Origin of the sequence: Frigoribacterium sp. PhB107 (genome assembly GCF_003751515.1) — a bacterium.
Taxonomy (GTDB): domain Bacteria; phylum Actinomycetota; class Actinomycetes; order Actinomycetales; family Microbacteriaceae; genus Frigoribacterium.
This window is the reverse complement of record NZ_RJKU01000002.1, coordinates 455,127-480,179: the sequence shown is the minus strand read 5'-3', so window position 1 is coordinate 480,179 and position 25,053 is coordinate 455,127. Positions and strand designations below refer to the sequence as shown.

Annotated in this window: 20 protein-coding genes; 7 read left to right on the top strand and 13 right to left on the bottom strand. The window is 70.5% G+C overall.

All coding sequences use genetic code 11. The features are described 5' to 3' along the window. Position 1 precedes the first annotated feature (1 nt). Positions 2–604, top strand: a complete 603-nt coding sequence (locus tag EDF18_RS16630) for an FHA domain-containing protein (protein ID WP_123547743.1) — start codon at positions 2–4, stop codon at positions 602–604. A 31-nt stretch (positions 605–635) separates the two neighbouring features. Here EDF18_RS16630 and EDF18_RS10465 read toward each other — a convergent pair whose 3' ends face one another. The 3 genes from EDF18_RS10465 to EDF18_RS10455 form a co-directional block, all read right to left on the bottom strand. Further along, positions 636–3,059: an ATP-dependent helicase gene (locus EDF18_RS10465; protein ID WP_123547742.1), complete on the bottom strand. Its 2,424-nt coding sequence runs from the start codon at positions 3,057–3,059 to the stop codon at positions 636–638. A 125-nt stretch (positions 3,060–3,184) separates the two neighbouring features. Next, the gene (locus tag EDF18_RS10460) at positions 3,185–3,811 is read right to left on the bottom strand and encodes a hypothetical protein (RefSeq protein ID WP_148050080.1); all 627 of its coding nucleotides are present in this window, start codon (positions 3,809–3,811) and stop codon (positions 3,185–3,187) included. A 10-nt stretch (positions 3,812–3,821) separates the two neighbouring features. Continuing rightward, a complete protein-coding gene (locus tag EDF18_RS10455; RefSeq protein ID WP_123547740.1) occupies positions 3,822–4,808 on the bottom strand; it encodes a glycerophosphodiester phosphodiesterase family protein in 987 nt (328 codons plus the stop codon). 243 nt (positions 4,809–5,051) lie between these two features. On the opposite strand from EDF18_RS10455, the gene EDF18_RS10450 reads away from it, so the two are divergent. Next, positions 5,052–5,897, top strand: coding sequence for a Bax inhibitor-1/YccA family protein (locus EDF18_RS10450; protein ID WP_123547739.1), 846 nt, complete (start codon positions 5,052–5,054; stop codon positions 5,895–5,897). A 328-nt stretch (positions 5,898–6,225) separates the two neighbouring features. Here EDF18_RS10450 and guaA read toward each other — a convergent pair whose 3' ends face one another. The 7 genes from guaA to EDF18_RS10415 all read right to left on the bottom strand — a co-directional run bounded on the left by guaA (position 6,226) and on the right by EDF18_RS10415 (position 14,629). Next, entirely contained in the window at positions 6,226–7,812 is a 1,587-nt protein-coding gene (guaA, locus tag EDF18_RS10445; protein ID WP_123547738.1) for a glutamine-hydrolyzing GMP synthase, read from the bottom strand. Then, positions 7,809–8,252, bottom strand: coding sequence for a DUF3817 domain-containing protein (locus EDF18_RS10440; RefSeq protein WP_123547737.1), 444 nt, complete (start codon positions 8,250–8,252; stop codon positions 7,809–7,811). Before EDF18_RS10440 ends, guaA begins: the two co-directional genes overlap by 4 nt. A gap of 99 nt (positions 8,253–8,351) precedes the next feature. Beyond that, on the bottom strand, positions 8,352–9,167 hold the full coding sequence (locus EDF18_RS10435) for an SURF1 family protein (protein ID WP_123547736.1): 816 nt from the start codon (positions 9,165–9,167) through the stop codon (positions 8,352–8,354). A gap of 101 nt (positions 9,168–9,268) precedes the next feature. Then, on the bottom strand, positions 9,269–10,780 hold the full coding sequence (locus EDF18_RS10430) for a cation:proton antiporter (RefSeq protein WP_123547735.1): 1,512 nt from the start codon (positions 10,778–10,780) through the stop codon (positions 9,269–9,271). 6 nt (positions 10,781–10,786) lie between these two features. Beyond that, positions 10,787–11,299, bottom strand: a complete 513-nt coding sequence (locus tag EDF18_RS10425; protein WP_233569095.1) for a cation:proton antiporter regulatory subunit — start codon at positions 11,297–11,299, stop codon at positions 10,787–10,789. Between the two features lie 231 nt (positions 11,300–11,530). Beyond that, positions 11,531–13,390: a glycerol-3-phosphate dehydrogenase/oxidase gene (locus EDF18_RS10420; protein ID WP_123547733.1), complete on the bottom strand. Its 1,860-nt coding sequence runs from the start codon at positions 13,388–13,390 to the stop codon at positions 11,531–11,533. A 117-nt stretch (positions 13,391–13,507) separates the two neighbouring features. Next, positions 13,508–14,629, bottom strand: coding sequence for a GuaB3 family IMP dehydrogenase-related protein (locus tag EDF18_RS10415; RefSeq protein ID WP_123547732.1), 1,122 nt, complete (start codon positions 14,627–14,629; stop codon positions 13,508–13,510). A gap of 243 nt (positions 14,630–14,872) precedes the next feature. Here EDF18_RS10415 and EDF18_RS10410 point away from each other — a divergent pair, with 243 nt between their 5' ends. Continuing rightward, positions 14,873–15,919: a type IV toxin-antitoxin system AbiEi family antitoxin domain-containing protein gene (locus EDF18_RS10410; protein ID WP_123547731.1), complete on the top strand. Its 1,047-nt coding sequence runs from the start codon at positions 14,873–14,875 to the stop codon at positions 15,917–15,919. Here EDF18_RS10410 and guaB read toward each other — a convergent pair. Further along, entirely contained in the window at positions 15,916–17,418 is a 1,503-nt protein-coding gene (gene guaB, locus EDF18_RS10405) for an IMP dehydrogenase (RefSeq protein ID WP_123547730.1), read from the bottom strand. The two genes, EDF18_RS10410 and guaB, sit on opposite strands and share 4 nt — an antisense overlap. A gap of 387 nt (positions 17,419–17,805) precedes the next feature. Between guaB and EDF18_RS10400 the strand changes: the two genes are divergently transcribed. From EDF18_RS10400 to EDF18_RS10385, 4 genes are all read left to right on the top strand, one after another. Further along, on the top strand, positions 17,806–19,071 hold the full coding sequence (locus EDF18_RS10400) for a branched-chain amino acid ABC transporter permease (RefSeq protein WP_123548293.1): 1,266 nt from the start codon (positions 17,806–17,808) through the stop codon (positions 19,069–19,071). 11 nt (positions 19,072–19,082) lie between these two features. Continuing rightward, a complete protein-coding gene (locus EDF18_RS10395) occupies positions 19,083–20,069 on the top strand; it encodes a branched-chain amino acid ABC transporter permease (RefSeq protein WP_123547729.1) in 987 nt (328 codons plus the stop codon). Positions 20,070–20,181: 112 nt separating this feature from the next. Further along, complete coding sequence (locus EDF18_RS10390; RefSeq protein WP_123548292.1) at positions 20,182–21,249, top strand: ABC transporter ATP-binding protein; 1,068 nt, start codon at positions 20,182–20,184, stop codon at positions 21,247–21,249. Between the two features lie 17 nt (positions 21,250–21,266). Continuing rightward, entirely contained in the window at positions 21,267–22,028 is a 762-nt protein-coding gene (locus EDF18_RS10385; protein ID WP_123548291.1) for an ABC transporter ATP-binding protein, read from the top strand. A gap of 479 nt (positions 22,029–22,507) precedes the next feature. Here EDF18_RS10385 and EDF18_RS10380 read toward each other — a convergent pair whose 3' ends face one another. Beyond that, positions 22,508–23,842: an ABC transporter substrate-binding protein gene (locus EDF18_RS10380; protein ID WP_123547728.1), complete on the bottom strand. Its 1,335-nt coding sequence runs from the start codon at positions 23,840–23,842 to the stop codon at positions 22,508–22,510. A 108-nt stretch (positions 23,843–23,950) separates the two neighbouring features. Then, positions 23,951–24,991 carry an EamA family transporter RarD gene (gene rarD, locus EDF18_RS10375; RefSeq protein ID WP_123547727.1) on the bottom strand — a complete coding sequence of 347 codons (1,041 nt, stop codon included), beginning with the start codon at positions 24,989–24,991 and terminating at the stop codon, positions 23,951–23,953. Positions 24,992–25,053 lie beyond the last annotated feature (62 nt).

Sequence of the window (25,053 nt, the reverse complement as noted above, 5' to 3'; positions counted from 1 at the left end):
GATGGCACGAGGATCACGATCGAGGAGGGATCGCCGACAGGCACCCGAGCACGGCCGACCCCTCGCCGAGGAGGACGTCGAGGCGCTCCGACGCGACGGGCTCCTCAGCAAGGTGATCCGGCTGCCTGTCGTGGCGGGGGCACCGTCCGTCCCGATCCCCCCGCCCCCGCGGTACGCCCTGCCCGCGCTCACCGTGCCGGCAGCAGCCTCGACAGCCGCACCGGCCCCGATCCGGGACCACGGGCACGGGCCCCGCCACGACCTGTGCCTCGCAGACGGGACGAGGACTCGAGTCACGTCGGCGGGGCTGGTGGTGGGCCGCCGCCGGTCGTCGGCGACCGCCTCGGACCCGTCATCGACCCCGAGGCTCGAGCTCGGGGACGAGTCGAGGTCACTGTCCCGCGAACACGCCCACCTCGTCGTCGACGACGACGGCATCGTGAGGGTCACGGACCTCGGCTCCGGCAACGGAACGACGGTGCGACGATCCGGAGGCACGGCCGTCGAGCTCGTGCCGGGAGCCCCGTTCGTCCTGGGAATCGGCGACGTCCTCCACCTGGGCGGCACGACGGCCTTCCTGCAGGAGGCGCGATCAAGCCCCTAGGTCGCCGCGAGCCCCCGCTCGCTCGACCCGCCTAGATCTTCTCGATCGGCGCGACCTTGATCAGCAGCTTCTTGCGGCCGGCGGTGTCGAAGAGCACCTCGGCGATGCGGCGGGCGCCCTCGCCGGTGACGGCCATGACGCGGCCCTCGCCGAAGTCGACGTGCGAGATGCGGTCGCCCGTCTCGAGCACGAGGTCGCCGTTGTCGCGCACGGTGCCGGTGACGCGGTTGGCCCACTCGGTCTTCGGCTTCGTCTTCGCCGCCGCCGTGGCGCGGTCGTAGCTGCCGCTGCCGTAGCCGCCCGATGCGCGCGGGGTCGCCCCGCGGTTGGTGTCGGGGCCGCCCTCGCGACGCGCGTTGAGCGCCCGCGGCTGGGTCCCTCCTCGGCTGTTCGCCATGCCCGGCGACTGCTTCCAGTCGATCAGGTCGACCGGGATCTCCTGCAGGTAGCGCGACGGCATCGCCACGTTCACCTCGCCGAACTGGGCGCGGGTCATCGCCAGCGACAGGAACAGCTGCTTGCGGGCCCGCGTGATGCCGACGTAGAACAACCGGCGCTCCTCAGCGGGGCCGCCCGGCTCGCTCGCCGACATGCGGTGCGGCAGCAGGTCTTCTTCGACACCGGTGAGGAACACCGCCTCGTACTCGAGGCCCTTCGCCGTGTGCAGCGTCATCAGCGAGACCGTGCCGCTCGAGTCGTCGAGGTCGTCGGCCGCGGCGACCAGCGTCACCTCGGTGAGGAAGTCGAGCAGGGTGCCGTCGGGGTTGTTCCGCTGGAATTCCTTCGTGACCGCGACGAGCTCGTCGATGTTCTCGGCCCGCGCCTCGTCTTGCGGGTCTCTCGACGCCCGCAGCGCCTCCACCAGGCCGCTGCCCTCGATCAGCCGGGTGAGGATCTCGTGAACCGGCGCCGTGTCGGCAGTCGCCTGCACCTCGTCGAGCAGGGTCGCGAGACCGGTGATGGCCCCGGTCACCTTGGGGCCGAGGCCGAGCTCGCGGGCGTTGCGCATCGCCTCGCGCAGGGGCGCCTCGCGCTCGTCGGCCCAGCGCTGCATCGCCGTCTCGGTCGCCGGGCCGATGCCGCGCTTCGGCACGTTCATGATGCGGCGCAGCGCCATCGGGTCGGAGGGGTTCGCGACCGTGATCAGGTACGCCATCGCGTCCTTGATCTCGGCACGCTCGTAGAACTTCGTGCCGCCGAGCACCCGGTACGGGATCGCCGAGCGGATGAAGATCTCTTCGAGCGCCCGCGTCTGCGAGTTGGTGCGGTAGAAGACGGCGACGTCTTTGTAGGCCGTGCCCTGCTCGTGCAGCTTCGCGATCTCGTCGGCGACGAACTGCGCCTCGTCGTGCCCGGTGTAGCCCGTGAACCCGACGATCTTGGCGCCCTCGCCGACGGTCGTGAACAGGTTCTTGGCCTGCCGGTCGAAGTTGTTCGCGATGACGGCGTTGGCCGCGTCGAGGATGTTCTGCGTCGAGCGGTAGTTCTGCTCGAGCAGCACGACCTTCGAGTTGGGGAAGTCGCGCTCGAACTCGACGATGTTGCGGATGTCGGCACCGCGAAAGGCGTAGATCGACTGGTCGCTGTCGCCGACCACCGTGAGCGACGCCCCGGGGATGCGGCCGCTGCCGTCGCGCATCGACTGCACGAACTGCCCACCGCGCTCGAGGGCGTCGACGTGCTCGGGGTCGACGGGACGCGTCAGCTCGCGGATCAGCGCGTACTGGGCGTGGTTGGTGTCCTGGTACTCGTCGACGAGCAGGTGGCGGAACCGCCGCTGGTACGTCGCCGCCACGTGCGGGAACGCCCGGAACAGGAACACCGTCTGCGAGATCAGGTCGTCGAAGTCGAACGCGTTCGCCTGCTGCAGCGACCGCGTGTACTGCCGGAAGATCTCGAGGAACATCACGTCTTGCGGGTCGCCGGCGTTGATCTGCCGCGCGTACGTCTCGACGTCGCTGAGCTCGTTCTTGAGCTTCGAGATCTTGCCGGCCGCCTGGCTGACGGTGAAGCCGAGCGAGTCGGCGTCGAGCTGCTTGAGGATGCGCTTGAGCAGCGCCTTCGAGTCGGCCGAGTCGTAGATCGTGAAGCTCTTCGTGAAGCCGAACTGCTCGGCCTCACGACGCAGGATGCGCACGCACGCCGAGTGGAACGTCGAGATCCACATGCCCTCGGCCGCCTGGCCGACGAGCTGCTGCACGCGCTCGCGCATCTCGGCCGCGGCCTTGTTCGTGAAGGTGATGGCGAGGATCTGGCTCGGCCAGGCCTCGCGGGTCGCGATCAGCCCGGCGATGCGGCGGGTGAGCACGCTCGTCTTGCCCGAGCCGGCGCCGGCGACGATCAGCAGCGACTGCCCGCGGTACTCGACCGCTTCTTTCTGCTGCGGGTTCAGCCCCGCGGTCAGGGGATCACCGGCAGAACCGGAAGCGTCAGAGGGCTCGAGCACGATCGTCATGGCGCGGCCAGTCTAAGCCGGGCCCCCGACATCCGAGCCGGGACGGAGGAGGCGCCCCAGCCGGGCGAGCAGCCAGGTCGAGCACCAGGTCGAGCACCAGCTCGAGCACCGGCTCGACGACCAGGTCAGAGAGGCACGCCCGCTGCCCAGCACACGAGGGCGGAGAGCCCCGTCTGTGCGCCGGCGGCGACGAAGACGACGTACCACGTCCCCCGCGGCGCACTGGTGCGCACGCGGTCGAAGAGCCGGCTCGGCCACGGCGCCCGGAACGGTCGTGGCGGCACGAGCCAGCGCTCTGGCCGGGGCGGCAACGACCGCGCCGCGTCGGTGTGCAGCCACCGCTCGTCGCCCGTGTGCACGGGAGTGAAGAAGAAGCCCACGAAGCGCACGCCGGTGAGCAGCCAGTCGACCTCGAGGTCGGAGTCGGGGAGGTGCGGCGAGCGTCCCGTGCGCTGGGCCACCGCCTCCTCGTGTCGTCGTGTGCGGACCCGCGCGATCCAGACGGCCGGCACGACGCTCGTGCTCAGGACGGAGCTCACGGTGAGGCCGCACATCATCGCCGCGAAGGGTCCCGCGACGAACAGGCCCGCACCGGTGCCCTGCGCAGCCGAGACGGGCCCCGCCACCACCAGCACGGCCCAGAAGACGGCGACCGGCACCTGCACGAGGGTGAGCACGAAGGCACCGAGGCACGCGACGACCGCCCGCGCGAGCAGCACCTCCGAGCGCTGCCACCACCGGTCAGCAGTCACGACCTCGCCCTCACAGCGCCGCGCGCACCGCGACCGCGCGCTCGGGGTGATCGGCGAAGACCCCGTCGAGGCCCAGCGCCATCAGGTCGGCGAACTCCGACTCCCAGTCGCCCTCCGCCTCCTTGCCGCCGGCCTGGCGGTTGCCCTTCGCGAGGAACGCGTTCTCGATCCGCAGGGTCCAGGCGAACACGTCGAGACCGACCGCGTGCGCGCGGTCGACGAGCTCGGGCCGGGTCTCGCCGGAGGGGTGCAGCAGCATCGCCTTGTCGAACGAGACCCCGTGCAGGCCCGCCTCGACCAGGGCCGTCAGCGACGTCTCATCGAGCTGCTCGGCGTAGGTCGGCGCCGCCGAGCCGAGCCGGGCCACCTGGTCGGCCGCCGAGCCCGCCTTCTCGACGAGCCAGACGAGGCTGCCGCCGACTCCCCTCTCGCGCAGCTGCCACAGCACGGTCTGCTCGAAGCTCTCGACGGTGAGGCGCGAGTCGTCCGCCCAGCCGTGCTCGGCCAGCTCGGCGGCGACGAGCTCGTCGAGGGGCAGCCCGAGCGCCTCGAAGTGCTGGGCGTGCTTCACCTCGGCCACGAGGCCGACCTCGCGCGGAGCGTCGTCGAGCAGCCGCAGCAGGTCGCTCAGCCGCTGGATGCCGCCCTCCCCGTCGTGGGCCGCGCTCCGCGGACGCAGGTGCGGCAGGCGCTCGCGCACGGTCAGGGTCGCGAGCTCGGCCCAGGTGAAGTCCTCGGTGAACCAGCCCGCCACCTCCTTGCCCTCGATCTGCTTCGTGGTGCGCCGGTCGGCGAACTCCGGGTGGTCGGAGACGTCGGTCGTGCCCGAGATCTCGTTCTCGTGCCGCAGCACGAGCACGCCGTCGCGGGTGGGCACGATGTCGGGCTCGATCGCGTCGGCCCCCAGCTCGATGGCCAGACGGTAGGCCGCCTCCCCGTGCTCGGGCCGGTGCCCGCTGGCTCCGCGGTGGGCGATGACGAGGGGGCGAGGCGACATGGCAGCCACGGTACCGGCGGCGGGCGACGGACGAGGAGGCGCGGCGTCGACAGGCAGCTGCACCCCGGCCCCGAGACGGTGCAACCCTGCAGCCGGTGCACGTTCGCCTGCCGCGAATACGGGCCTCATCAGGCAAATCCCCAGCCCTCCCCTGGCCGACACCCGTTAGCCTCTGTTGTACGGCGACGCAGCACACAGCACCTCGCGTCGCGACCACGTCTCACGACCAGAAGAGGAACTCCCTTGGCATTCTCGAATCCCGGCTTCAGTCAGTCGCCGGCCTTCTCGGAGAAGGGCGCCGCTGTCATCCGGCAGGAGCGCGCCGCTGCGGGACAGCGCCCCGTCGAGTACAACGGCATGACCGCCGAGCAGCTGCAGGATCTGTACACGCAGCCCGCCGCCGGCCCCGTCGAGACCGACCGCATGACCTACGAGGACACGATCACGAAGACGGTCATCGCCTTCGCCGTCGTCGCCCTCGGTGCGGCCGTCGGCTGGTTCATCCCGGCCCTCGCCATCGTCGGCGCGATCGCAGGCTTCGTGCTCGCCCTCGTCAACATCTTCAAGAAGCGCCCCTCCGCCGGTCTGGTGCTCGCCTACTCGGCGGCCCAGGGCCTGTTCGTCGGCGGCATCTCGTCCATCTTCGAGGCGCAGTTCGACGGCATCGTCACGCAGGCGCTGCTCGCCACCGCCTCGGTGTTCGTCGTCACCCTGCTGCTGTTCCGCAGCGGCAAGATCCGCGCGTCGGCCAAGGCCACGAAGATCTTCATGATCGGCATGATCGGCTACGCCGTCTTCTCGCTGCTCAACCTCGGCCTCATGGCCTTCGGCGCCAACTCGAACCCCTGGGGCCTCCGCGGCACCGACATCCCCGGCACCAACATCCCGATCGGCTTCGTCCTGGGCATCCTCGTGATCCTCATGGCCGCCTACTCGCTGGTGCTCGACTTCGCGAACATCAAGACGGGCGTCGAGCGGGGCGCCCCGCGCATCTACGGCTGGTCGGCCGCCTTCGGCCTGGTCATGACCGTCGTGTGGCTCTACGTCGAGATCCTGCGTCTCCTCGCCATCCTGCGAGGCAACGACTAGCAGGCCTGCGACTCCAGGAGGCGGGGCTCGTTCCGAGAGGGACGGGCCCCGCTTCTCTGTGTTCGAGGGGTGCTGTGCGCGGACGCTCTTGGCCCCGCGGACCCGTGCCTAGGTAGGCGAAAAGGGACGTCGTGCCGGTGGCCCACCGGCACGACGTCCCTTTTCGCCTGCGACGCGGTGCGAGGCTGCCCGCAGGCTGGCACCGCGCCTCAGCACGCTTCGCAGAGGCGTCTGCGGAACGCGATGCTCAGCACCTACTGGTGGGCACCGGGGTCGCAGGCTCCCCCGGAATGAGCGGGTTCGATGCTCCGCATCGAGACCCACCCGCTCATTCCCACTCGATGGTGCCCGGCGGCTTCGACGTGACGTCGAGCACGACGCGGTTGACGCCGTCGACCTCGTTCGTGATGCGGTTCGAGATCTTGGCGAGCACGTCGTAGGGCAGGCGCGTCCAGTCCGCCGTCATGGCGTCCTCCGACGAGACCGGGCGCAGCACGATCGGGTGGCCGTAGGTGCGACCGTCGCCCTGCACGCCCACCGAGCGGACGTCGGCGAGCAGCACGACGGGGCACTGCCAGATGTCGCCGTCGAGGCCGGCGGCGGTCAGCTCGGCCCGCGCGATGGCGTCGGCGTGACGCAGCAGCTCGAGCCGCTCGTGCGTCACCTCGCCGATGATGCGGATGCCGAGACCGGGCCCGGGGAACGGCTGGCGGCCGACGATGACCTCGGGCAGGCCGAGCTCACGGCCGATGGCCCGGACCTCGTCCTTGAAGAGGGTGCGGAGAGGCTCGACGAGCTCGAACTGCAGGTCCTCAGGCAGGCCGCCCACGTTGTGGTGGCTCTTGATGTTCGCGGTGCCGGTGCCGCCGCCGCTCTCGACGACGTCGGGGTAGAGCGTGCCCTGCACGAGGAACTTGACGTCGGACTCGCCCTCGGCCGCCGCCTCGAGCACGAGCGCCTCGGCGGCGCCCTCGAAGCTGCGGATGAACTCGCGCCCGATGATCTTGCGCTTCTGCTCGGGGTCGGTCACGCCGGCGAGCGCGTCGAGGAACTGCTGCTCGGCGTCGACCGTGACGAGGCGAACGCCCGTCGAGGCGACGTAGTCCTCCTCGACCTGGCGACGCTCGTCGGCACGCAGCAGGCCGTGGTCGACGAAGACGCAGACGAGCTGGTCGCCGACCGCCTCGTGGACGATGGCGGCCGCGACGGCCGAGTCGACGCCTCCGGAGAGACCGCAGATCACGCGCGACGAGCCGACCTGCTCGCGGATGCGGGCGACCTGCTCGGCGATGACGTTGCCGCTGTTCCAGTCGGCGGGGATGCCAGCGGCGCGGTGCAGGAAGTTCTCGAGCACGGCCTGGCCGAACGACGAGTGCTTCACCTCGGGGTGCCACTGCACTCCGTAGAGCTTGCGGGCGTCGCTCGAGAACGCGGCGACGGGGGTCGCGGCGCTCGACGCGAGCACGTCGAAGCCCTCGGGCGCCTTCGACACGGAGTCGCCGTGGCTCATCCACGTCGTCTGCGAGGTCGGCTGACCCGAGAGCAGCGTGCTGTCGCCCTCGGCGAGGGTGACGTCGGTCGCGCCGTACTCGCGCTGACCCGTGCGCGAGACCTCGCCGCCGAGGGCCTTGGCCATCGCCTGGAAGCCGTAGCAGATGCCCAGCACGGGCACGTCGAGCTCGAGGATCGCGGGGTCGAGACCCGGCGCGCCCTCTTCGTAGACGCTCGACGGGCCGCCGCTGAGCACGATGCCGACGGGGTTCTTGGCCGCGATCTCGGCAGCGGTGATCGTGTGCGGCACGATCTCGGAGTAGACGTTGGCCTCCCGAACGCGACGTGCGATCAGCTGCGCGTACTGCGCCCCGAAATCGACGACGAGGACGGGGCTCTGGGCCGTCTCGGTGGCTTCTGTCACGCGGGGGCTCCCTGGGTGCTGGGGGTGGGCTCGGCGACCAGCGCTGCGTGCTCACGCATCGCCAGCTTGGTCATGTGGCTCTCGACGAAGAACGAGAGGAACGGCACGACGCCGCCGAGCGCGATGATGATGAACCGCGAGAACGGCCAGCGCATCAGGCTCCAGAGGCGGAAGTCGGCGAAGAGGTAGACGACGTAGAGCCAGCCGTGCGCGATCAGGATGGCGGTCGACAGGTTGAAGCCGGTGGTGATCGAGTCGACGGGCACGAGGAACCCGCCCTCGCCGCCGAGCTGCATCTCGAGCTGCAGGGGCGTGTACTTGAAGGCCATCTCGAAGACGAGCAGCAGCAGCATCACGCCGGTGACGTAGGCAGAGATCTTGTAGAACTTGACGGCACCCGGGATCTTCGGGATGTCGCGTTGCCGGGGCTTCAGGGGCATGGCCTCGATCCTACCCGCGGAGCCGGCGGCGCCAGGGCGGGGTCGGTCGTCGTCGAGCCAGCGAAGGAGGCGCGGGTCGGCGAGCGCAGGAGGAGCAGGTCAGGAGGCGGTCTCGGCCTCGAGCCGCGCCTCCTCGGCCTCGTCGACCTCGCGCTCGAACCGGTCACGGACCAGCCGGAACCACAGGAAGATGGCGAAGCCGGCGAACACGACCCACTCGATCGCGTAGAAGACGTTCAGCCAGTTGAGCGAGCGGTCGCTCTCGGGCGCGACCGAGTCGATGGCGGCGAGGCCGTCGACCGGGTCGGCCGAGACGACGTAGCCGGAGTAGACGTCGCCGTCGAGGTCGGTCCACTCGTTGACGAGCATGGGCACCGACACGACGTTCTCGCGGCCGCCCTTGAAGTCGCCGTCGGAGGGCTGGTCGCTCGGCATGTACCGACCGGTCACGGTGACCGTTCCCGTGGGCACGGCGCGCTCGGCGGCCTCGGCGCCGCCCTCGTCGCTGCTCCAGCCGAGGGCCACGACGACCGACGACCCGTCGGCGTCGTCGACGAGACGGCCGATCAGCCACGAGCCTGGGTCGCCGCCGTTGTAGCGGTCGACGACGACGCGGTAGTCGTCGGGTGCGAACTGGCCCGTGAGCGTGACCATCTGCCCGCCGACGCGGTCGTAGAACGGCGACTGCGGGTCGACGACGTCGCTGAGCACCTTGACCGTCTCGGTCCCGGGGTTGACCTCTTGCCCGCTCTCGACGCTGCGCTCGATCTGCCAGTGGCCGAGCCAGGCGAAGATGCCCGAGATGACGAGGCAGAGGGCGAGCATCGCGATCCAGCGGGGGCGCCGGGCGACCTCCCACATGGAGGCGGGCACGTCGACGTCGCGCGAGACGGGAGGGTTCTCGGTGCGGGTCACGAGCCCGATGGTACCTGCGCCCCCGCGGGAGCCTGCTGGGTGCCGACCGTGCGCCCGACCTGCATCGGGGACCGTGTCAGCGCCCGGGCCGGCAGTCGGGATCAGTACTCGGGGTCGCGCTGACGCGTGGCCCGCTGGTCGGACTGCTGACCGGCCTGGTCGGCGAGGATGGCGGCCCTGGCCCTGTCCTGCTCGTCGAGGTCGTCGTAGTCCGCGGCGTCGGCGTCGGCGTCCGCTGCTGCCTCGGCGGCGGCAGCGCGCTCGCGCGTGCCGAGCAGGGCTTCCTCGTCGTCGGCGTCCGCCCCGGCACCGCTGCCGCTGCCGTCGCCCCTGCGCGACGTGCCCGGCTCGTCCCCGGCGAGCGCCGCCTCCATCAGGGCGATCTCCTCCGAATGGCGCGCGTCGCGCTCGAGGCGCCGGGCCTCGCTCGCCTCGCGTTCAGCCCGTCGACGGGTGCGCAGCACCACCCCGCCGATGCGCTCGGAGTTCGAGGCGAGCACCGGGCCGAGCACCGCCATGATGAGGACGTACAGCCCCGCGAACGGCTGCAGCCGCTCGTCGAGCCCTGCCCCGGCCGAGAGCGTCGCGAGGATCAGCGCGAACTCGCCCCTGTTCTGCAGGATCACGGCGGTGTTGATGCCCGCCTGCGGCCCGAGCTTGTTGAGCCAGGCGACGAACTGGCCCGCGATCACGTTCAGCGTGATCGTGATGCCCACCGCGATCGCGACGGGCCCGAGCACGCTCGGGAACAGCGACGGGTTGAGGCCGAGGCCGAAGTTGAGGAAGAAGAAGGCGCCGAAGACGTCGCGCATCGGCAGGGCGAACTGCTCGACCCTGTTGCGGTACCGCGTCGCGCCGATGATGAGGCCGATGAGGAACGCGCCGATCGCGTCCGTCACGCCGAGGATCTCGCCGAGGCCGGCGAAGAGCACGGCGAGGCCGAAGAACAGCACCGTGAAGAGCTCGTCGTCGCGCGTCCGCATCAGCTTCGACACGACGGCGCCGCCCCATCTCGCGACGGCGAACATCGCCACCAGGAACGCGAAGGCGACCACCAGCTTCAGCACGACCGGCAGCGGGTCGGTCTCGCCGCTGAGCACCACCGACACGATCGCCAGGTAGATGGCGATGAAGATGTCCTCGACGACGGTGACGCCCAGGATCATCGGCGTCTCGCGGTTCGCGAGGCGGTTCAGCTCGATCAGCAGCTTCGTGACGATGGCGCTCGACGACGTCGCCGTCATGCCGGCGATGATCAACGCCTCACGCGTGCCCCAGCCGAGCATGAAGCCGAAGACCAGTCCGACGCCCATGTTGACGGCGATGTAGCTGCCGCCCGACACGATCAGGCGACCCGCGTTCGAGAAGAACTCGTCCTGGTCGAACTCGAGGCCGAGGTTGAACAGCAACAGGATGAGCCCGAAGATCGCGATGAGCTCGATGTCGTGCGAGTCGAAGCTGATCGGGAACCAGCCGGTGTTCGTGCTCGCCAGCAGGCCGACGATCATGTAGATCGGGATGGACGGCAGGCCGATCAGCTTGCCTGCCCTGCCCAGCCCGTAGGCGATCAGCAGCAGGACGCCGAGGACGACCAGCTCCTCACCCAGGTGCACCGGCGATCAGCTCCCGGGCGGGGCGTCGACCGGGCTGCGGTGGCGCAGCTCACCCGTGCGGTACCAGGCGAAGGCCTTGGCGACCTTCTCGGGGCTGCCGGCCACGACCAGCGTGTCGCCGGGGAACACCTTGAAGTCGCCCGACGGCGCCGGGTTCGCCGCGTCGCCCCGCACGACGGCGACGACCGTGAGGCCGACGACGCCCTTGGCGCCGAGGTCGCCGAGCGGCTGGCCGGCGATGTGGTCGTCGTAGTCGACCGTGAACCAGTCGATGCTGAGGCCGGGGATCTGGTCGAGCGCCGACAGGGACTCGGTGATGCGCGTGCCGCCGAGCAGCTCGGCGAGCGTGTGCGCCTCGTCCTCGCTGAGGCGGAGGGACACCTTCTTGACGTCCGCGCCGTCGGCGTCGTCGCTGAACGTGATCAGGTCGCTGTGGCCCGATCGGTGCGTGATGACGCCGCACTTGCCGCCGTCGTCGGTGACGAAGGTGTGCAGCACGCCCACACCGGGGAGCTTCACTCGACGCACATCAGCCATGGTCCGACTCCAGGTCACTCAGGGGCAGTCGTCTCAGCTTAGCGACGGGCACGGACGCGGACACCGGGCTGCTCATGCGGTGGACAACCCGCACCTCTCCCCCGGTGTTCCCGGAGCGACGCGGTGTTCTCGGCGGGCGGACGCAGGAGGCGCGGTGCCCGACCAGCGGGCACCGCGCCTCCTGCGACCTGGTCGCGTCGCGACCCCGTGGCGCTAGCTCGCGTGACCGCCCGGGGCGTCCGCCGACGTGTCGTCGCCGGGCGTCCCCGCGGACTCCACGACGTCCTCGCCGGGCTTCGGCGCGCCGCCCTGGTCGGCGCCGGGGACCACCATGTCGTCCTCGTCGAAGCCGAACGTGATGTCGGGCGCCTCGAGGCGGACCCGGTCGGCGGACTCGTCGTCGGGCTCGAGCTGGCTGGCGCGCTCGGCCGCGACGCGCTTGAGGTAGTTGCCGACCTCCTCCTCGGTCTCGGCGTCGGACCAGCCGAGCACCTCGGCCATCAGCTTCGCGGCAACGGGCGCGGCGGACTCGCCCCTGTCCCACGCCTCGATCGAGATGCGGGTGCGCCTCGCCAGCACGTCCTCGAGGTGGAGCGCGCTCTCGTGGCTGGCCGCGTAGACGACCTCGGCCCCGATGTAGTCGTCGGCACCCGGCAGGGGCTCGGCGAGCTCGGGACGCTCGCGCACCAGCGCGAGGACCTCGTCGGTCAGCGTGCCGTAGCGGTTCAGCAGGTGCTCGACGCGCACCCGGTGCACGCCCAGCTGCTTCGCGATCTTGCCGCGCTTGTTCCAGGCGGCGTGGTAGCCCTCGGCGCCGAGCAGCGGGATCTCCATCGTCGTGCTCTCGGGGATGCGGCCGTCGAGCGCGGCGACCGCCTCGTCGATCGCGTCCTCGGCCATCACGCGGTAGGTGGTCCACTTGCCGCCGGCGACGACCACCAGGCCGGGCACCGTGTGCGCGACGATGTGCTCACGCGACAGCTTCGACGTCTGGTCGGACTCGCCGGCCAGCAGGGGCCGGAGCCCCGCGTAGACGCCTTCGACGTCGTCGCGGGTGAGGGGCACGGCCATCACCTTGTTGACGTGCTCGAGGATGTAGTCGATGTCGGCCGCCGTCGCCGCCGGGTGCGCCTTGTCGAGGTCCCAGTCGGTGTCGGTCGTGCCGACCAGCCAGTGGCGGCCCCACGGGATGACGAACAGCACGCTCTTCTCGGTGCGGAAGATCATGCCCATGTCGGAGTGGATGCGGTCACGGGGCACCACGAGGTGCACGCCCTTCGAGGCACGCACCTTGAACTGGCCCCGCTCGCCGACCATGGCCTGGGTGTCGTCCGTCCAGACGCCGGTCGCGTTGACGACCTGTTTCGCGCGGATCTCGAAGTGCTCGCCCGTCTGGTAGTCGTGCGCCTTCACGCCGACCACGCGCTCGCCGACCTTGACGAAGCCCTCGACCCGCACGCGGCTGGCGGCGTGGGCGCCGTAGCTCGACGCCGTGCGCACGAGCGACGAGACGTAGCGAGCGTCGTCGACCTGGGCGTCGTAGTAGGTGAGGCCGCCGACGACCGCGTCCTTCGAGAGGCTCGGGATGGCGCGCAGCACCTGCGTCTTGCTGAGGTGGCGGTGGTGGGGCACCCCGGGCGGACGCCCGCCCGTCCAGCTGAAGATGTCGTACAGGGCCATGCCGGCGCCGATGTAGAAGCGCTCGTAGACCGGCTTGCTGAGGGGGTAGAGGAACCGCACAGGCTTGACGAGGTGCGGAGCGAGGCGCTGCAGCAGCAGGCCGCGCTCGATCAGGGCCTCACGGACGAGCCGGAAGTTCAGCTGCTCGAGGTAGCGGATGCCGCCGTGCACCAGCTTCGACGAACGGCTCGACGTGCCGGAGCCCCAGTCGCGGGCCTCGACGATGCCGACGTTCAGGCCCCGCGTCACCGCGTCGAGGGCGGAGCCCGCCCCGACGATGCCGCCCCCGATCACGAGGATGTCGAGCTCTTCGGTCTTCAGCGCCTCGACGGCGCGCTCGCGCTCGTCTGGCCCGAGCTTCGCGGAGCGGGATTCGGTCGCGGTCGTGGCCATGCGGTGCCTCCATCGTCGGATCGGTCGCGGGCCCGAGGACCCGTGCATGCGACCATCCAACGCCCGATCGGCTGGCAGCGCCAGGTGAGACCGGGGTGTCTGGGGAGGCGACGCCGCCTAGTGCGGCTGGTAGGGAGCGACGACGACCTCGCTGCGCTGGAACTCCTTGAGGTCGCTGTAGCCGGTCGTCGCCATCGAGCGACGGAGCGCACCGATGATGTTCGCCTGGCCGTCGACCGAGTCGGCCGGTCCGTAGAGGATCTTCTCCAGCGTGCCGACCTGGCCGACGTGGACGCGACGGCCCCGCGGCAGCTCGGGGTGGTGCGCCTCGGCGCCCCAGTGGAACCCGCCGCCGGGCACGTCGGTGGCACGCGCCAGCGCGGCCCCCAGCATGACGGCGTCGGCGCCGCAGGCGACGGCCTTCACGATGTCGCCGGAGGTGCCGAGCCCGCCGTCGGCGATGACGTGGACGTAACGTCCGCCCGACTCGTCGAGGTAGTCGCGGCGCGCACCCGCGACGTCGGCGACCGCGGTCGCCATCGGCGCGTGGATGCCCAAGGAGGCGCGGGTCGTGCTGGCGGCACCGCCGCCGAACCCGACGAGCACGCCCGCCGCGCCCGTGCGCATGAGGTGCAGCGCCGACGTGTACGTGGAGGCGCCTCCGACGATGACCGGCACGTCGAGCTCGTAGATGAACTTCTTGAGGTTGAGCGGCTCGGTCGTCTTCGACACGTGCTCGGCCGACACCGTGGTGCCGCGGATGACGAAGAGGTCGACGCCGGCGTCGACGACCGTCTGGTACAGGTCTTGCGTGCGCTGCGGGCTGAGCGAGCCTGCGACCGGGACGCCGGCCGCGCGGATCTCGGCGATGCGCGCCGTCACCAGCTCGGGCTTGATCGGCTCGGCGTAGATCTGCTGCATGCGGGCGACCGTCTCGTCCTCGGGCAGCCCGCGGATCTCGGCGAGCACCGCCTCCGGGTCGTCGTAGCGCGTCCAGACGCCCTCGAGGTCGAGGACGCCGAGGCCGCCGAGCTCGCCGATGCGGATGGCCGTCGCCGGGCTCACGACCGAGTCCATCGGCGCCGCGATGATCGGCGACTCGAAGTGGAACGCGTCGATCGACCAGCTGACGGACACGTCTCGGGGGTCGCGGGTGCGCCGGCTCGGGACGATCGCGATGTCGTCGAACGCATAGGCGCGGCGCGCGCGCTTGGAAACGCCGATCTCTACCTCAGTCACGCCGCAACCCTACCGGAGGCGCGGGCCGGCGCCCGGGGCCCGCCTGCGCCCTGTCCCGGTCACCCCGCTCCGCCGCGCCCCGCGTTCTCACCCGAACGGGACGACCTGCCCCGGGGCCCCAGGCCGAGACGTCCCTTTCTCGGCACGATGTGCTCCCTCCCCTGACCGCGACGGGACACCGGCCGTCCCCAGCCACAAGGGTTCGGCACGAGGCCGGCCCGTTGCGTCGGAGATGGTGGGCGCATGGACGCCGCTGTGACACCGAACCTCGTCCTGTCCGCGCAGCTCACCGCCAGCGGACAGGACGACAGGGCGCTTGCCCGCGCCTGCCGAGCGGGGTCGCTCACGCGCATCGCCCCGGGCGCCTACGTTCCTTCGCTCGAGTGGTCGACCTTCGACCCCCGGCAGCAGCACCTGCACCGCGCCGTCGCCGTGCAGAGGAAGCGGCAGAGAGACCTCGTCCTCTCCCACGAGACAGCGGCTATCGCATGGGGCCTTCCCGCGTGGGGCTGGCCGCGTGGCCCCGCGGACTTCATCGATCCGGGCGACGGGGCTCCGCGAAGCGAGGGCACGGTCCGGATCAGGGCGGCGTCGCTGGTCCAGGAGGACGTCGTCGACCTCGACGGGGTGCTGGTGACCTCGATGCACCGGACAGCGCTGGACCTCCTCATGACCCGAGGGCGGGAGCAGGCCGTGGTGCTGGTCGACGACGTGCTGCACCGTGGGCGTCTCGACCGAGCCGAGCTCGCCGACCTGGTCGCGTCACGGCCGAACGCCCGCGCGCGGCGGCGGGCAGCCTGGGCGGTCGCGTTCGGCGACGACCGAGCGGAGTCTCCGGGCGAGTCGATCAGCCGGGTGTCGGCTCATGACTCCGGGTTCGTCGCACCCGTCCTGCAGAAGGCGTGCCGGGACGCGGACGGCCTCATCGGCTACGTCGACTTCTTCTTCCCGGACCCTGCGCGCCCGGGGAGGGGCAGCCTGGGCGAGTTCGACGGCGACGTGAAGTACCTGGGCGGTGCACACCGCACCGGCCGGACACCGGAAGAGGTCGTCCACGACGAGAAGCTCCGCGAGGACCGCCTGCGGGCGATGCCGACCACGGCAGGACTGGCCCGCTGGACCCGGCGCGACCTCGTGCGGCCGGGCCGGCTCGCGCAGCTCCTGCGTGCGGCCGGGACGGTCCGTCGACCGTGGGTGACGAGAAAGGGACGATCTGCCGGCGGGCCCGCTGGCAGATCGTCCCTTTCTCGTCACCCACCGACCGGCACGCGCCGTCCGGGCCAGCGCTAGCGGCGGTAGTTGGGCGCTTCGACGACCATCTGCAGGTCGTGCGGGTGGCTCTCCTTGAGGCCGGCCGCCGTGATGCGGACGAACTTGCCCTTCATCTTCAGCTCGTCGACCGTGCGGCCGCCCACGTAGAACATCGACTGGCGCAGCCCGCCGGTGAGCTGGTAGACGACGTTGCCGAGCGCGCCGCGGTAGGGCACCTGGCCCTCGACGCCCTCGGGGATCAGCTTGTCGTCGGTGGGGACGTCGGCCTGGAAGTACCGGTCCTTCGAGTACGACGTGTTCTTGCCGCGGGTCTGCATGGCCCCGAGCGAGCCCATGCCGCGGTAGTTCTTGAACTGCTTGCCGTTCACGAAGACGAGGTCGCCGGGGCTCTCGTCGCAGCCGGCGAGCAGCGAGCCGAGCATGACCGTGTCCGCGCCGGCGACGAGCGCCTTGGCGATGTCGCCCGAGTACTGCAGGCCGCCGTCGGCGATGACCGGCACGCCGGCCTCCCGCGCGGCGAGCGACGCCTCGTAGACGGCGGTGACCTGGGGCACGCCCACGCCCGACACGACGCGGGTGGTGCAGATCGAGCCGGGGCCCACGCCGACCTTGATGGCGTCGGCGCCGGCCTCGATGAGCGCCTCGGCGCCCGAGCGGGTCGCGACGTTGCCGCCGATGACGTCGATCGCCGCGAACGACGGGTCGGCCTTGATGCGCTTGATCATGTCGAGCTCGCCGGCGCTCTCGCCGTTGGCGGTGTCGACGACGAGCACGTCGACGCCCGCGTCGCGGAGCGCGCACGCGCGCTTCCAGGCGTCGCCGAAGAAGCCGATCGCGGCGCCGACGCGGAGACGGCCCTCGTCGTCCTTCGTGGCGTCGGGGTACTTCTCGCTCTTGTCGAAGTCCTTCACGGTGATGAGGCCGCGGAGCTTGCCCGACTCGTCGACGAGGGGCAGCTTCTCGATCTTGTGCTGGGCGAAGATCGCGACGGCGGAGTCGGGGTCGACCCCCTCGGAGGCCGTGATGAGCGGCGCCTTCGTCATGACGTCGCGCACGAACGTCGTCTGCATCTCGAACGGCGACACGAAGCGCATGTCGCGGTTGGTGATGATGCCGACGAGCGTGCCGTCGCGCTCGACGACCGGCAGGCCGGAGACGCGGAACTGGCCGCACAGGGCGTCGACCTCGGCCACGGTCGCGTCCGGCGACGTCGTGACGGGGTTGGTGATCATGCCCGACTCGCTGCGCTTGACCTTGTCGACGTGCGCAGCCTGGTCTTCGATCGAGAGGTTGCGGTGGATGATGCCGATGCCGCCCTGCCGGGCCATGGCGATCGCCATGCGCGATTCGGTGACCGTGTCCATCGCGGCGGAGAGCAGCGGGACGGCGACGCGGATGCGCTTGGTGAGGCGCGACGAGGTGTCCGCCTCGCTCGGGATCACGTCCGTGCGCCCGGGGAGGAGCATGACGTCGTCGTACGTGAGTCCGATGAATCCGAACGGATCCGGCTGGTCCATGAGTCCCCTTCGAAGGAGCGAGTGAGGTGGGAGGAGGGAGCACCGGATCGCCGTCGACTCCGGTGATCGATCTTAACCCGGCCCGCGCCTCCTGCATTCCTGTCGCCTCGAGCCCCCGACCCGCCGAGAAACGGCCAGAAGGACACGATTCGGTGACGAATTTTCGACTCTCGCCTGTGTCCTGCACGAAACACGGCCGACACACAGCGAAAGTATCTTCACCAACGACGGTGAGCCAGCGGCACCCGGGGCATCGCCCCGACTGGCACCTGTCCAGGAGGTTCCGTGAAACCCGACACGACCATCGCACCGCGCGCGCTGCGGCCTGCCCTGATCGTCACCGTCCTCGCGCTGTTGCTCGGCCTCGCCGGCTCCTTCGTCTCGGTGATGCTGGCGCCCGCCGCAGCCCACGCGTCCGGCGGTGCGACCGCCTCGTGCACCGTCGACCCCGCCACCGGCTGCATCCAGGGCAGCATCCGCACCTCGGAGGGCGAGCCCGCGAGCGGGGTCGTCCTGCAGGTGGCCGGCCCCGGCGGCTTCGAGCAGACCGCGGAGGTGGACGGCACCGGCCGCTGGGCGCTGCCGGTCACCGAGGCCGGCCAGTACACGGTCACCCTCGACACCGACTCGCTGCCCGACGGCCAGTTCCTCACCAACGCGGAGCAGGACGAGCGCATGGTGAACGCCACGCTCGGCGCCAACGCGGGCGTGATCTTCCAGCTCAGCGAGACCGAGGGCGCCACCACCGGCGGCGCGCAGGCCTCGTCGTTCAGCTGGGACCGCGTCGCGCAGCAGTTCGCCTCGGGCATCCGCCTCGGTCTGCTGCTCGCCCTCGCAGCCATCGGCCTCTCGCTGATCTACGGCACCACCGGCCTCAGCAGCTTCTCTCACGGCGAGCAGGTCACCCTCGGCGGGCTCCTCGCCTACGTCTTCGCGAACCAGCTCGGCATGAACATCTTCCTGGCGGCGACGCTGACAGTGGTCATCTGTGCCGCGACGGGGTTCCTGCAGGACGCTGCGATCTGGAAACCGCTGCGGAAGAAGGGGCTGAGCCTCACGCAGCTGATGATCGTCACCATCGGCCTCTCGATCGCGCTGCAGTACGCGTTCCAGTACTTCTTCGGCGCCGCGACGGTGCGCATCCAGACGGCCAACCCGACGACGATCACGCTCGCCGGGGTCACCCTGACGGTGCAGTCGTACGTGGCCATGGGCATCTCGATCGTGGTGCTCGTGCTCACCGGGCTGTTCCTCACGAAGACGCGCACCGGCCGCGCCACCCGCGCCGTCTCGGACAACCCGGCGCTGGCCGCCGCCTCCGGCATCGACGTCGACCGCATCATCCGCCTGGTCTGGACGCTGGCCGCCGGCCTCGCGGGCCTCTCCGGCGTGATGCTCGGCCTCGTGCTCAACGGCGTCAACTGGATGACCGGCCTGCAGATCCTGCTGCTCATGTTCGCGGCCGTCACGCTCGGCGGACTGGGCACCTCCTTCGGGGCGCTCGTCGGCTCGCTCATCATCGGCGTCATCGTCGAGCTCACCAACCTGGTGCTCCCGGGTGACTTCAAGTACGCCACCGCACTGCTCATCCTGATCGTCATCCTGCTGTTCCGGCCGCAGGGCATCTTCGGTCGCGCCGAGCGGATCGGTTGAGGGGAAGAACCATGGACTACGTCATCGACCTCATCCGCCAGCTCACCGGCGAGGCGCTCGCCCCGACCACCGCGGCGTTCGCACTCGCGGCCATCGGCCTCAACATCCACTTCGGCTTCACCGGCCTGATCAACATGGGCCAGGCGGCTTTCTTGCTCGTCGGCGCCTACGGCTTCGCGATCTCGCTCGTCAACGGCCTGCCCCTCGGGCTCGCCGTGCTCATCGGCCTCGCCGGCGGTCTCGTGTTCGCGCTCATCCTCGGCGTGCCGACGCTGAAGCTCCGGGGCGACTACCTCGCCATCGTGACCATCTGCGCCGCGGAGATCATCCGCATGGTCGGCCGCTCGAGCATCCTCACCGACGTGACCGGCGGCTCCAACGGCATCACGGGCTCGTCGTACCGCGACCCGTTCACCGCCCTGTCGCCGCTGCCGGACGGCCAGACCACGATCCTGTGGTTCACCTACGACAACAACGGCGTCAACGGCTGGTGGATCCGCATCGTCGCCTGGGCGCTCGTGGCCCTGCTCTGCCTCATCGTGTTCCTGCTCAGCCGCAGCCCGTGGGGCCGCGTGCTCAAGGGCATCCGCGAGGACGAGGACGCCGTGCGCAGCCTCGGCAAGAACGTGTTCTCGTACAAGATGCAGGCGCTGGTCTTCGGAGGCGTGATCGGCTCGTTGGCGGGCATCATCTACGTGCTGCCCTCGTCGGTGCAGCCCGACGCCCTCGGCCGCTCGACGACGTTCTTCATCTGGACGGCCCTGCTGCTGGGAGGCGCCGCGACGGTGTTCGGACCGGTGCTGGGGGCGATCCTGTTCTTCGTCGTCCGCCTCCTGATCCGCACCCTGGCAGGCGACTTCATCCCGGCGAGCATCATGAGCAACCAGCAGGCGGACCAGTTCTCGTACGTCCTCGTCGGCATCGCCCTGATGTGCCTCATCATCTTCCGCCCGCAAGGGATCCTCGGGAACAAGAAGGAGTTGTCGTTCAGTGTCTGAGACGAACGCGTCGAGCACGACCTCGGCGAACACGACCGGCGCCGCAGGCACGTCCGGCACGTCCGGCACCGCCGGCCGTCGCGACAAGCCCGGCTACGACTACGACCGCGAGGTGCTGCGCGGCAAGCTCGGCAGCGTCGAGCGCACCCCCGGCTCGGCCAAGCCCGACTCGATCCTCACCGTCGACAACGTCGTGCGTCGCTTCGGCGGCATGACGGCCGTCGACGTGCAGCACGTCGAGGTGCAGCGCGGCGCCATCACCGCGCTGATCGGCCCGAACGGCGCCGGCAAGACGACCTTCTTCAACCTGCTCACCGGGTTCGACAAGGCGTCGTCGGCACCGACCACGTTCAAGCGCGGGGCCGACACGGCCAAGTGGGTCTTCGACGGCAAGCCCATGGGCAACGTCGGCGCGGCCAAGGTCGCGCGGGCCGGCATGGTGCGCACGTTCCAGCTGACGAAGGCGCTCTCGCGCCTCACCGTCATGCAGAACATGCTGCTCGGCGCCCGCGACCAGCCCGGCGAGAACTTCTTCGTCGGCATCGTGCCGCCGCTCTGGCGGGCACGTGAGCGCGAGATCACGATCAAGGCCGAGGACCTGCTGCACCGCTTCAAGCTGCACGAGAAGAAGGACGACTACGCGGGCAGCCTCTCCGGCGGCCAGCGCAAGCTGCTCGAGATGGCCCGCGCCCTGATGAGCGACCCCGAGATGATCATGCTCGACGAGCCGATGGCCGGCGTGAACCCGGCCCTGACGCAGTCGCTGCTCGGCCACATCCAGAGCCTGCGCGACGAGGGCACCACGGTGCTCTTCGTCGAGCACGACATGCACATGGTGCGGCACATCTCGGACTGGGTCATCGTCATGGCCGAGGGCAAGGTCGTGGCCGAGGGTCCGGCCGACACCGTCATGGACGACCAGGCCGTCATCGACGCCTACCTCGGCGCGCACCACGACACCGACCTCGGCGACGACTCGCTGCTGACGGACGCGGTGCTCGAGGAGCTCGAGCAGGAGGTGGCGGCCGAGGACGCGGCCCGCGAGGGCGACGCGACGGGCGCCTCCTCGTCGACCGGCTCAGGCGGCACGCCGGGGCGCGACCTGCCCGGCTCCCCCGACCCGTCGACCCCGGCGGCCACGAACGCGGCCGCCGACCAGCAGAGCGGAGACAAGCGATGAGCGCCTCGACGACCGAGATGCACCCCGGCACCGAGAAGTTCGCCGGCATCGAGCCGATCATGAACGCCAGCGACCTCACGGCGGGCTACCTGCCCGGGGTGAACATCCTCAACGGGTGCGACCTGGTCTGCTACCCCGGCGAGCTGATCGGCATCATCGGCCCGAACGGCGCCGGCAAGTCGACGCTGCTCAAGGCCCTGTTCGGCCTCGTCAAGATCCACTCGGGCAGCGTCACGCTCGGCGGCGAGGACATCACGAACCTCAAGGCCAACAAGCTCGTGCAGGCCGGCGTCGGCTTCGTGCCGCAGACGAACAACGTGTTCCCCTCGCTCACCATCGAGGAGAACCTGCAGATGGGGATGTTCCTCCGCCCCAAGCTGTTCGCCGAGCGGCTCGAGTACATCTACGACCTGTTCCCCGTGCTCGGCGACCGCCGCGGCCAGCGTGCCGGGTCGCTCTCGGGCGGTGAGCGCCAGTCGGTCGCGATGGCCCGCGCGCTGATGATGGACCCCAAGGTACTGCTGCTCGACGAGCCGTCGGCCGGCCTCTCGCCGGTGCGCCAGGACGAGACCTTCATCCGCACCCGCCGCATCAACAAGGCCGGCGTCTCGGTCATCATGGTCGAGCAGAACGCCCGCCGCTGCCTGCAGATCTGCGACCGCGGCTACGTGCTCGACCAGGGCCGCAACGCCTACTCGGGCACCGGACGCGAGCTGGCCGACGACCCCAAGGTGATCGAGCTCTACCTCGGCACCCTGGCCAAGGACATGGACTCTTGACCCTGACCTGAGCACCTTCGAAGGCCCCGCACGATCGCGTGCGGGGCCTTCGTCGTGCGTGGGGGCGGTGTGGAGGCGGGTGGGCCGGGGACGGGACCTGATGCGCCCGTGCCGCGGCGCGCCTCCTTCGCTGCACGGCGCTGCTGGTTGCTCGAGCATCGGCACCAAAGCGAGACAGATCTTCTGAGCCAGTCCCGTTGATGCTGACTCCGCAGGGTCCAGCAGCTCAGATCACACTCAAATTACGGGCCTGCAAGGCAGAGACGAGGTGCGGGGCGGCCCCGAGGAGGCGCACGAGACCCGGGCGCACCACGCATCGTCCAGGACCCCCGCGGCACCCCGGCACGCCGGCGTGCCGGCACGCCGGCACGCCGGCACATCATGGACACGGTGACGCCGCCGGGCACGCACAGCCCCTGGGCACGCAGAGAGGCCCCGGTGCCGCAGCACCGGGGCCTCTCCGTCAGGCAGGGGCCGTGTTACTCGACCTGGCCCTCGACCGCCGTCTGGTAGACGGGGACGTTGTTGTCGTCGAACTTGTAGATGCCGATGAAGGCGCTCGACGGGTCGTTCTGGTCGTCGAACGCACCGATGCCCGAGGGGCCGGTGTAGTGGATGTCGTCGCCGGCCTCGATGGCCGTGACGCACTCCGCGAAGGTGGTGCACTCGGTGCCCTCGTCAGCACCGGACACCGCGGCCATGTTGGCCTGGATGGTGCCCGAGTCCGTGCCCCCGCCCTTCACCGCGGCGAGCGCGGCGAGGATGACGGCGTCGTAGGACTCCTGTGCGTACGAGTAGTCGGCCAGGGCCGAGCCCGCGGTGCGCTGGTAGTACTCGGCGAAGCGCGACTGCAGGTCGGTCGACGGGAACGCACCGGGGATGGTGCCCTGGGCGCCGGCGAGGGTGCCCGGGTCGAAGTCCTCGCTGTAGTCGGCCGTGTTGCCGTCCGACATGTAGACCGTGCTGATGTCGGCGCCCTGCGAGATGAGCTCGGGGACGATCGACTTGGTCTCGTCGAAGGCGAGGATGACGATCGCGTCGGGGTTCGTGGCCAGCGCGGCCGTCACCTCGGACGAGAACGTGGTCTGGCCGGGGGGGAACTCCTGGCCCTCGCCGGACGCGCCGTAGACGACGGTGCCGCCCGAGGCCTCGATCGACTCCTGGACGGAGTCGCGCAGGCCGGTGCCGTAGGTGTCGTTGAAGACGAGGAACGCGACGTTGGCACGGCCGTCGTTGACGATCTGCGTGCCGAGCGCGCTGCCCTGGACCGAGTCCGGCGGAGCGGTGCGGAAGTAGTACGACGAGTAGCCGCTGAGCGAGGTCGCCGTGTTGGCGGGCGAGATCTCGACGATGCAGGCGGCGGTGAGCTGGTCGATGACGTTGAGCGTGACGCTCGACGACTCGGCGCCGATCGCGACCGGCACCTTCGCGTCGATCAGCTGCGTCGCTGCGGCGCTCGAGACGGTGAGGTCGTTGCTGTCGCCGGAGTCGGTCGCGGGGTCGATCGTGACGTCCTGGCCGAGCACGCCGCCGGCGGCGTTGATGTCCTCGACGGCGAGGCCGACGCCGGCCTCGGCGGGCGGGGCCAGGTAGGCGAGCGTTCCCGTGTTCGGCAGGATGGTGCCGATGCGGAGGGCGTCCTGGCCGGGGCTGCTGGGCGCCTCGCAGGAGGCCGCGGGGTCGGCCTTGGTCGTCGACGACGCGGACGACGAGGGGTCGTCGGTCGAGGAAGAAGTGGTGGAACAGGCTGCGAGCAGAACGGAGGCGGCTCCTGCGAGCGCCAGGGCCCTCAGCCCTTTGGTGGATCGGATCATCCGTGGTCCCTTTCATGAAGCGCGTACAGCCGGACCGACACTAGGTGGACGGTCCCCGCGATTGAGAAGAAACTAGGGGCGGAATGTTTCCTGCGTGTGTTCTCCCGGTCACCCTGCCGTTTCGTTAGCAATTCGTGACATCGACTCAGCACCTGCCGCGCGGTCGCCCGCAGGGCCGGCGTCACGTCCGCCGGCAGGGTCGGGAGCCAGTGCCGCAGCACGGTCGGCCTCGCGGCCTCGGGCGCGGCTCCTCCGGCTCGTCACGACCATGTCGGTCGTGAGCACTACCAGCGCGACCCACACGATGGCGAACCCGATCCACCGGCTCGTCGGCATCTCCTCGCGCAGCAGCACGACCCCGACGACGAACTGCAGCACGGGCGCGAGGTACTGCGTCAGCCCGATGGTCGCCAGCGGCAACCGACGTGCGGCGGCGGCGAAGAGCAGGAGCGGCACTGCCGTCACGATCCCCGAGCTGATCACCGTCAGCGTGTGCACCAGGCTGACGGAGCCGAACACGACGCCCCCGCCGATGCCCGTGACGGCCAGCACGACGAGCGCGACCGCCGCGAACGGCGCGACCGCCATCGTCTCGAGGGTCAGCCCGCTGACGGCGTCGACCTTGCCGCCCATCTGCTTCTTCACGAGCCCGTAGGCCCCGAACGAGAAGGCCATGATCAGCGACGGCCACGGCACCCCGCCCGTGCCCACCGTGATGACGACGACGGCCACGGCGCTCAGGCCGATCGCGACCCACTGCACCGGCCGGAGGCGCTCGCGCAGCACAAGCACCGCGAGCAGCACCGTGACGATCGGGTTGATGAAGTAGCCGAGGGCAGCCTCGACCACGTGCCCGGCCAGGGTCGCGACGATGAAGGTCGTCCAGTTGACGACGATGAGAACGCCCGCCAGCGCCATGGTGCCGACGACGCGACCCTGGCGCAGCAGGGCGAGGAACGCCGGGAACCCGCGGGTGACGGCGAGCAGCACGACGCAGAAGGCGAGGGAGAACAGGATGCGCCACGAGACGATCTCGAACGGCCCCGAGGGCGACATGAGCAGGAAGAAAACCGGCAGCACGCCCCAGAGGCCGTACGCGCTGACGGCGTAGGCGAGGCCGCCCGACGAGGAGGTGCGGGTGCGGGTCACGAGAGCGCTCTGCGGTTCACGGGACGACTCTAGGGCGGGCCGCCGTCGTCGGACACGGCCAC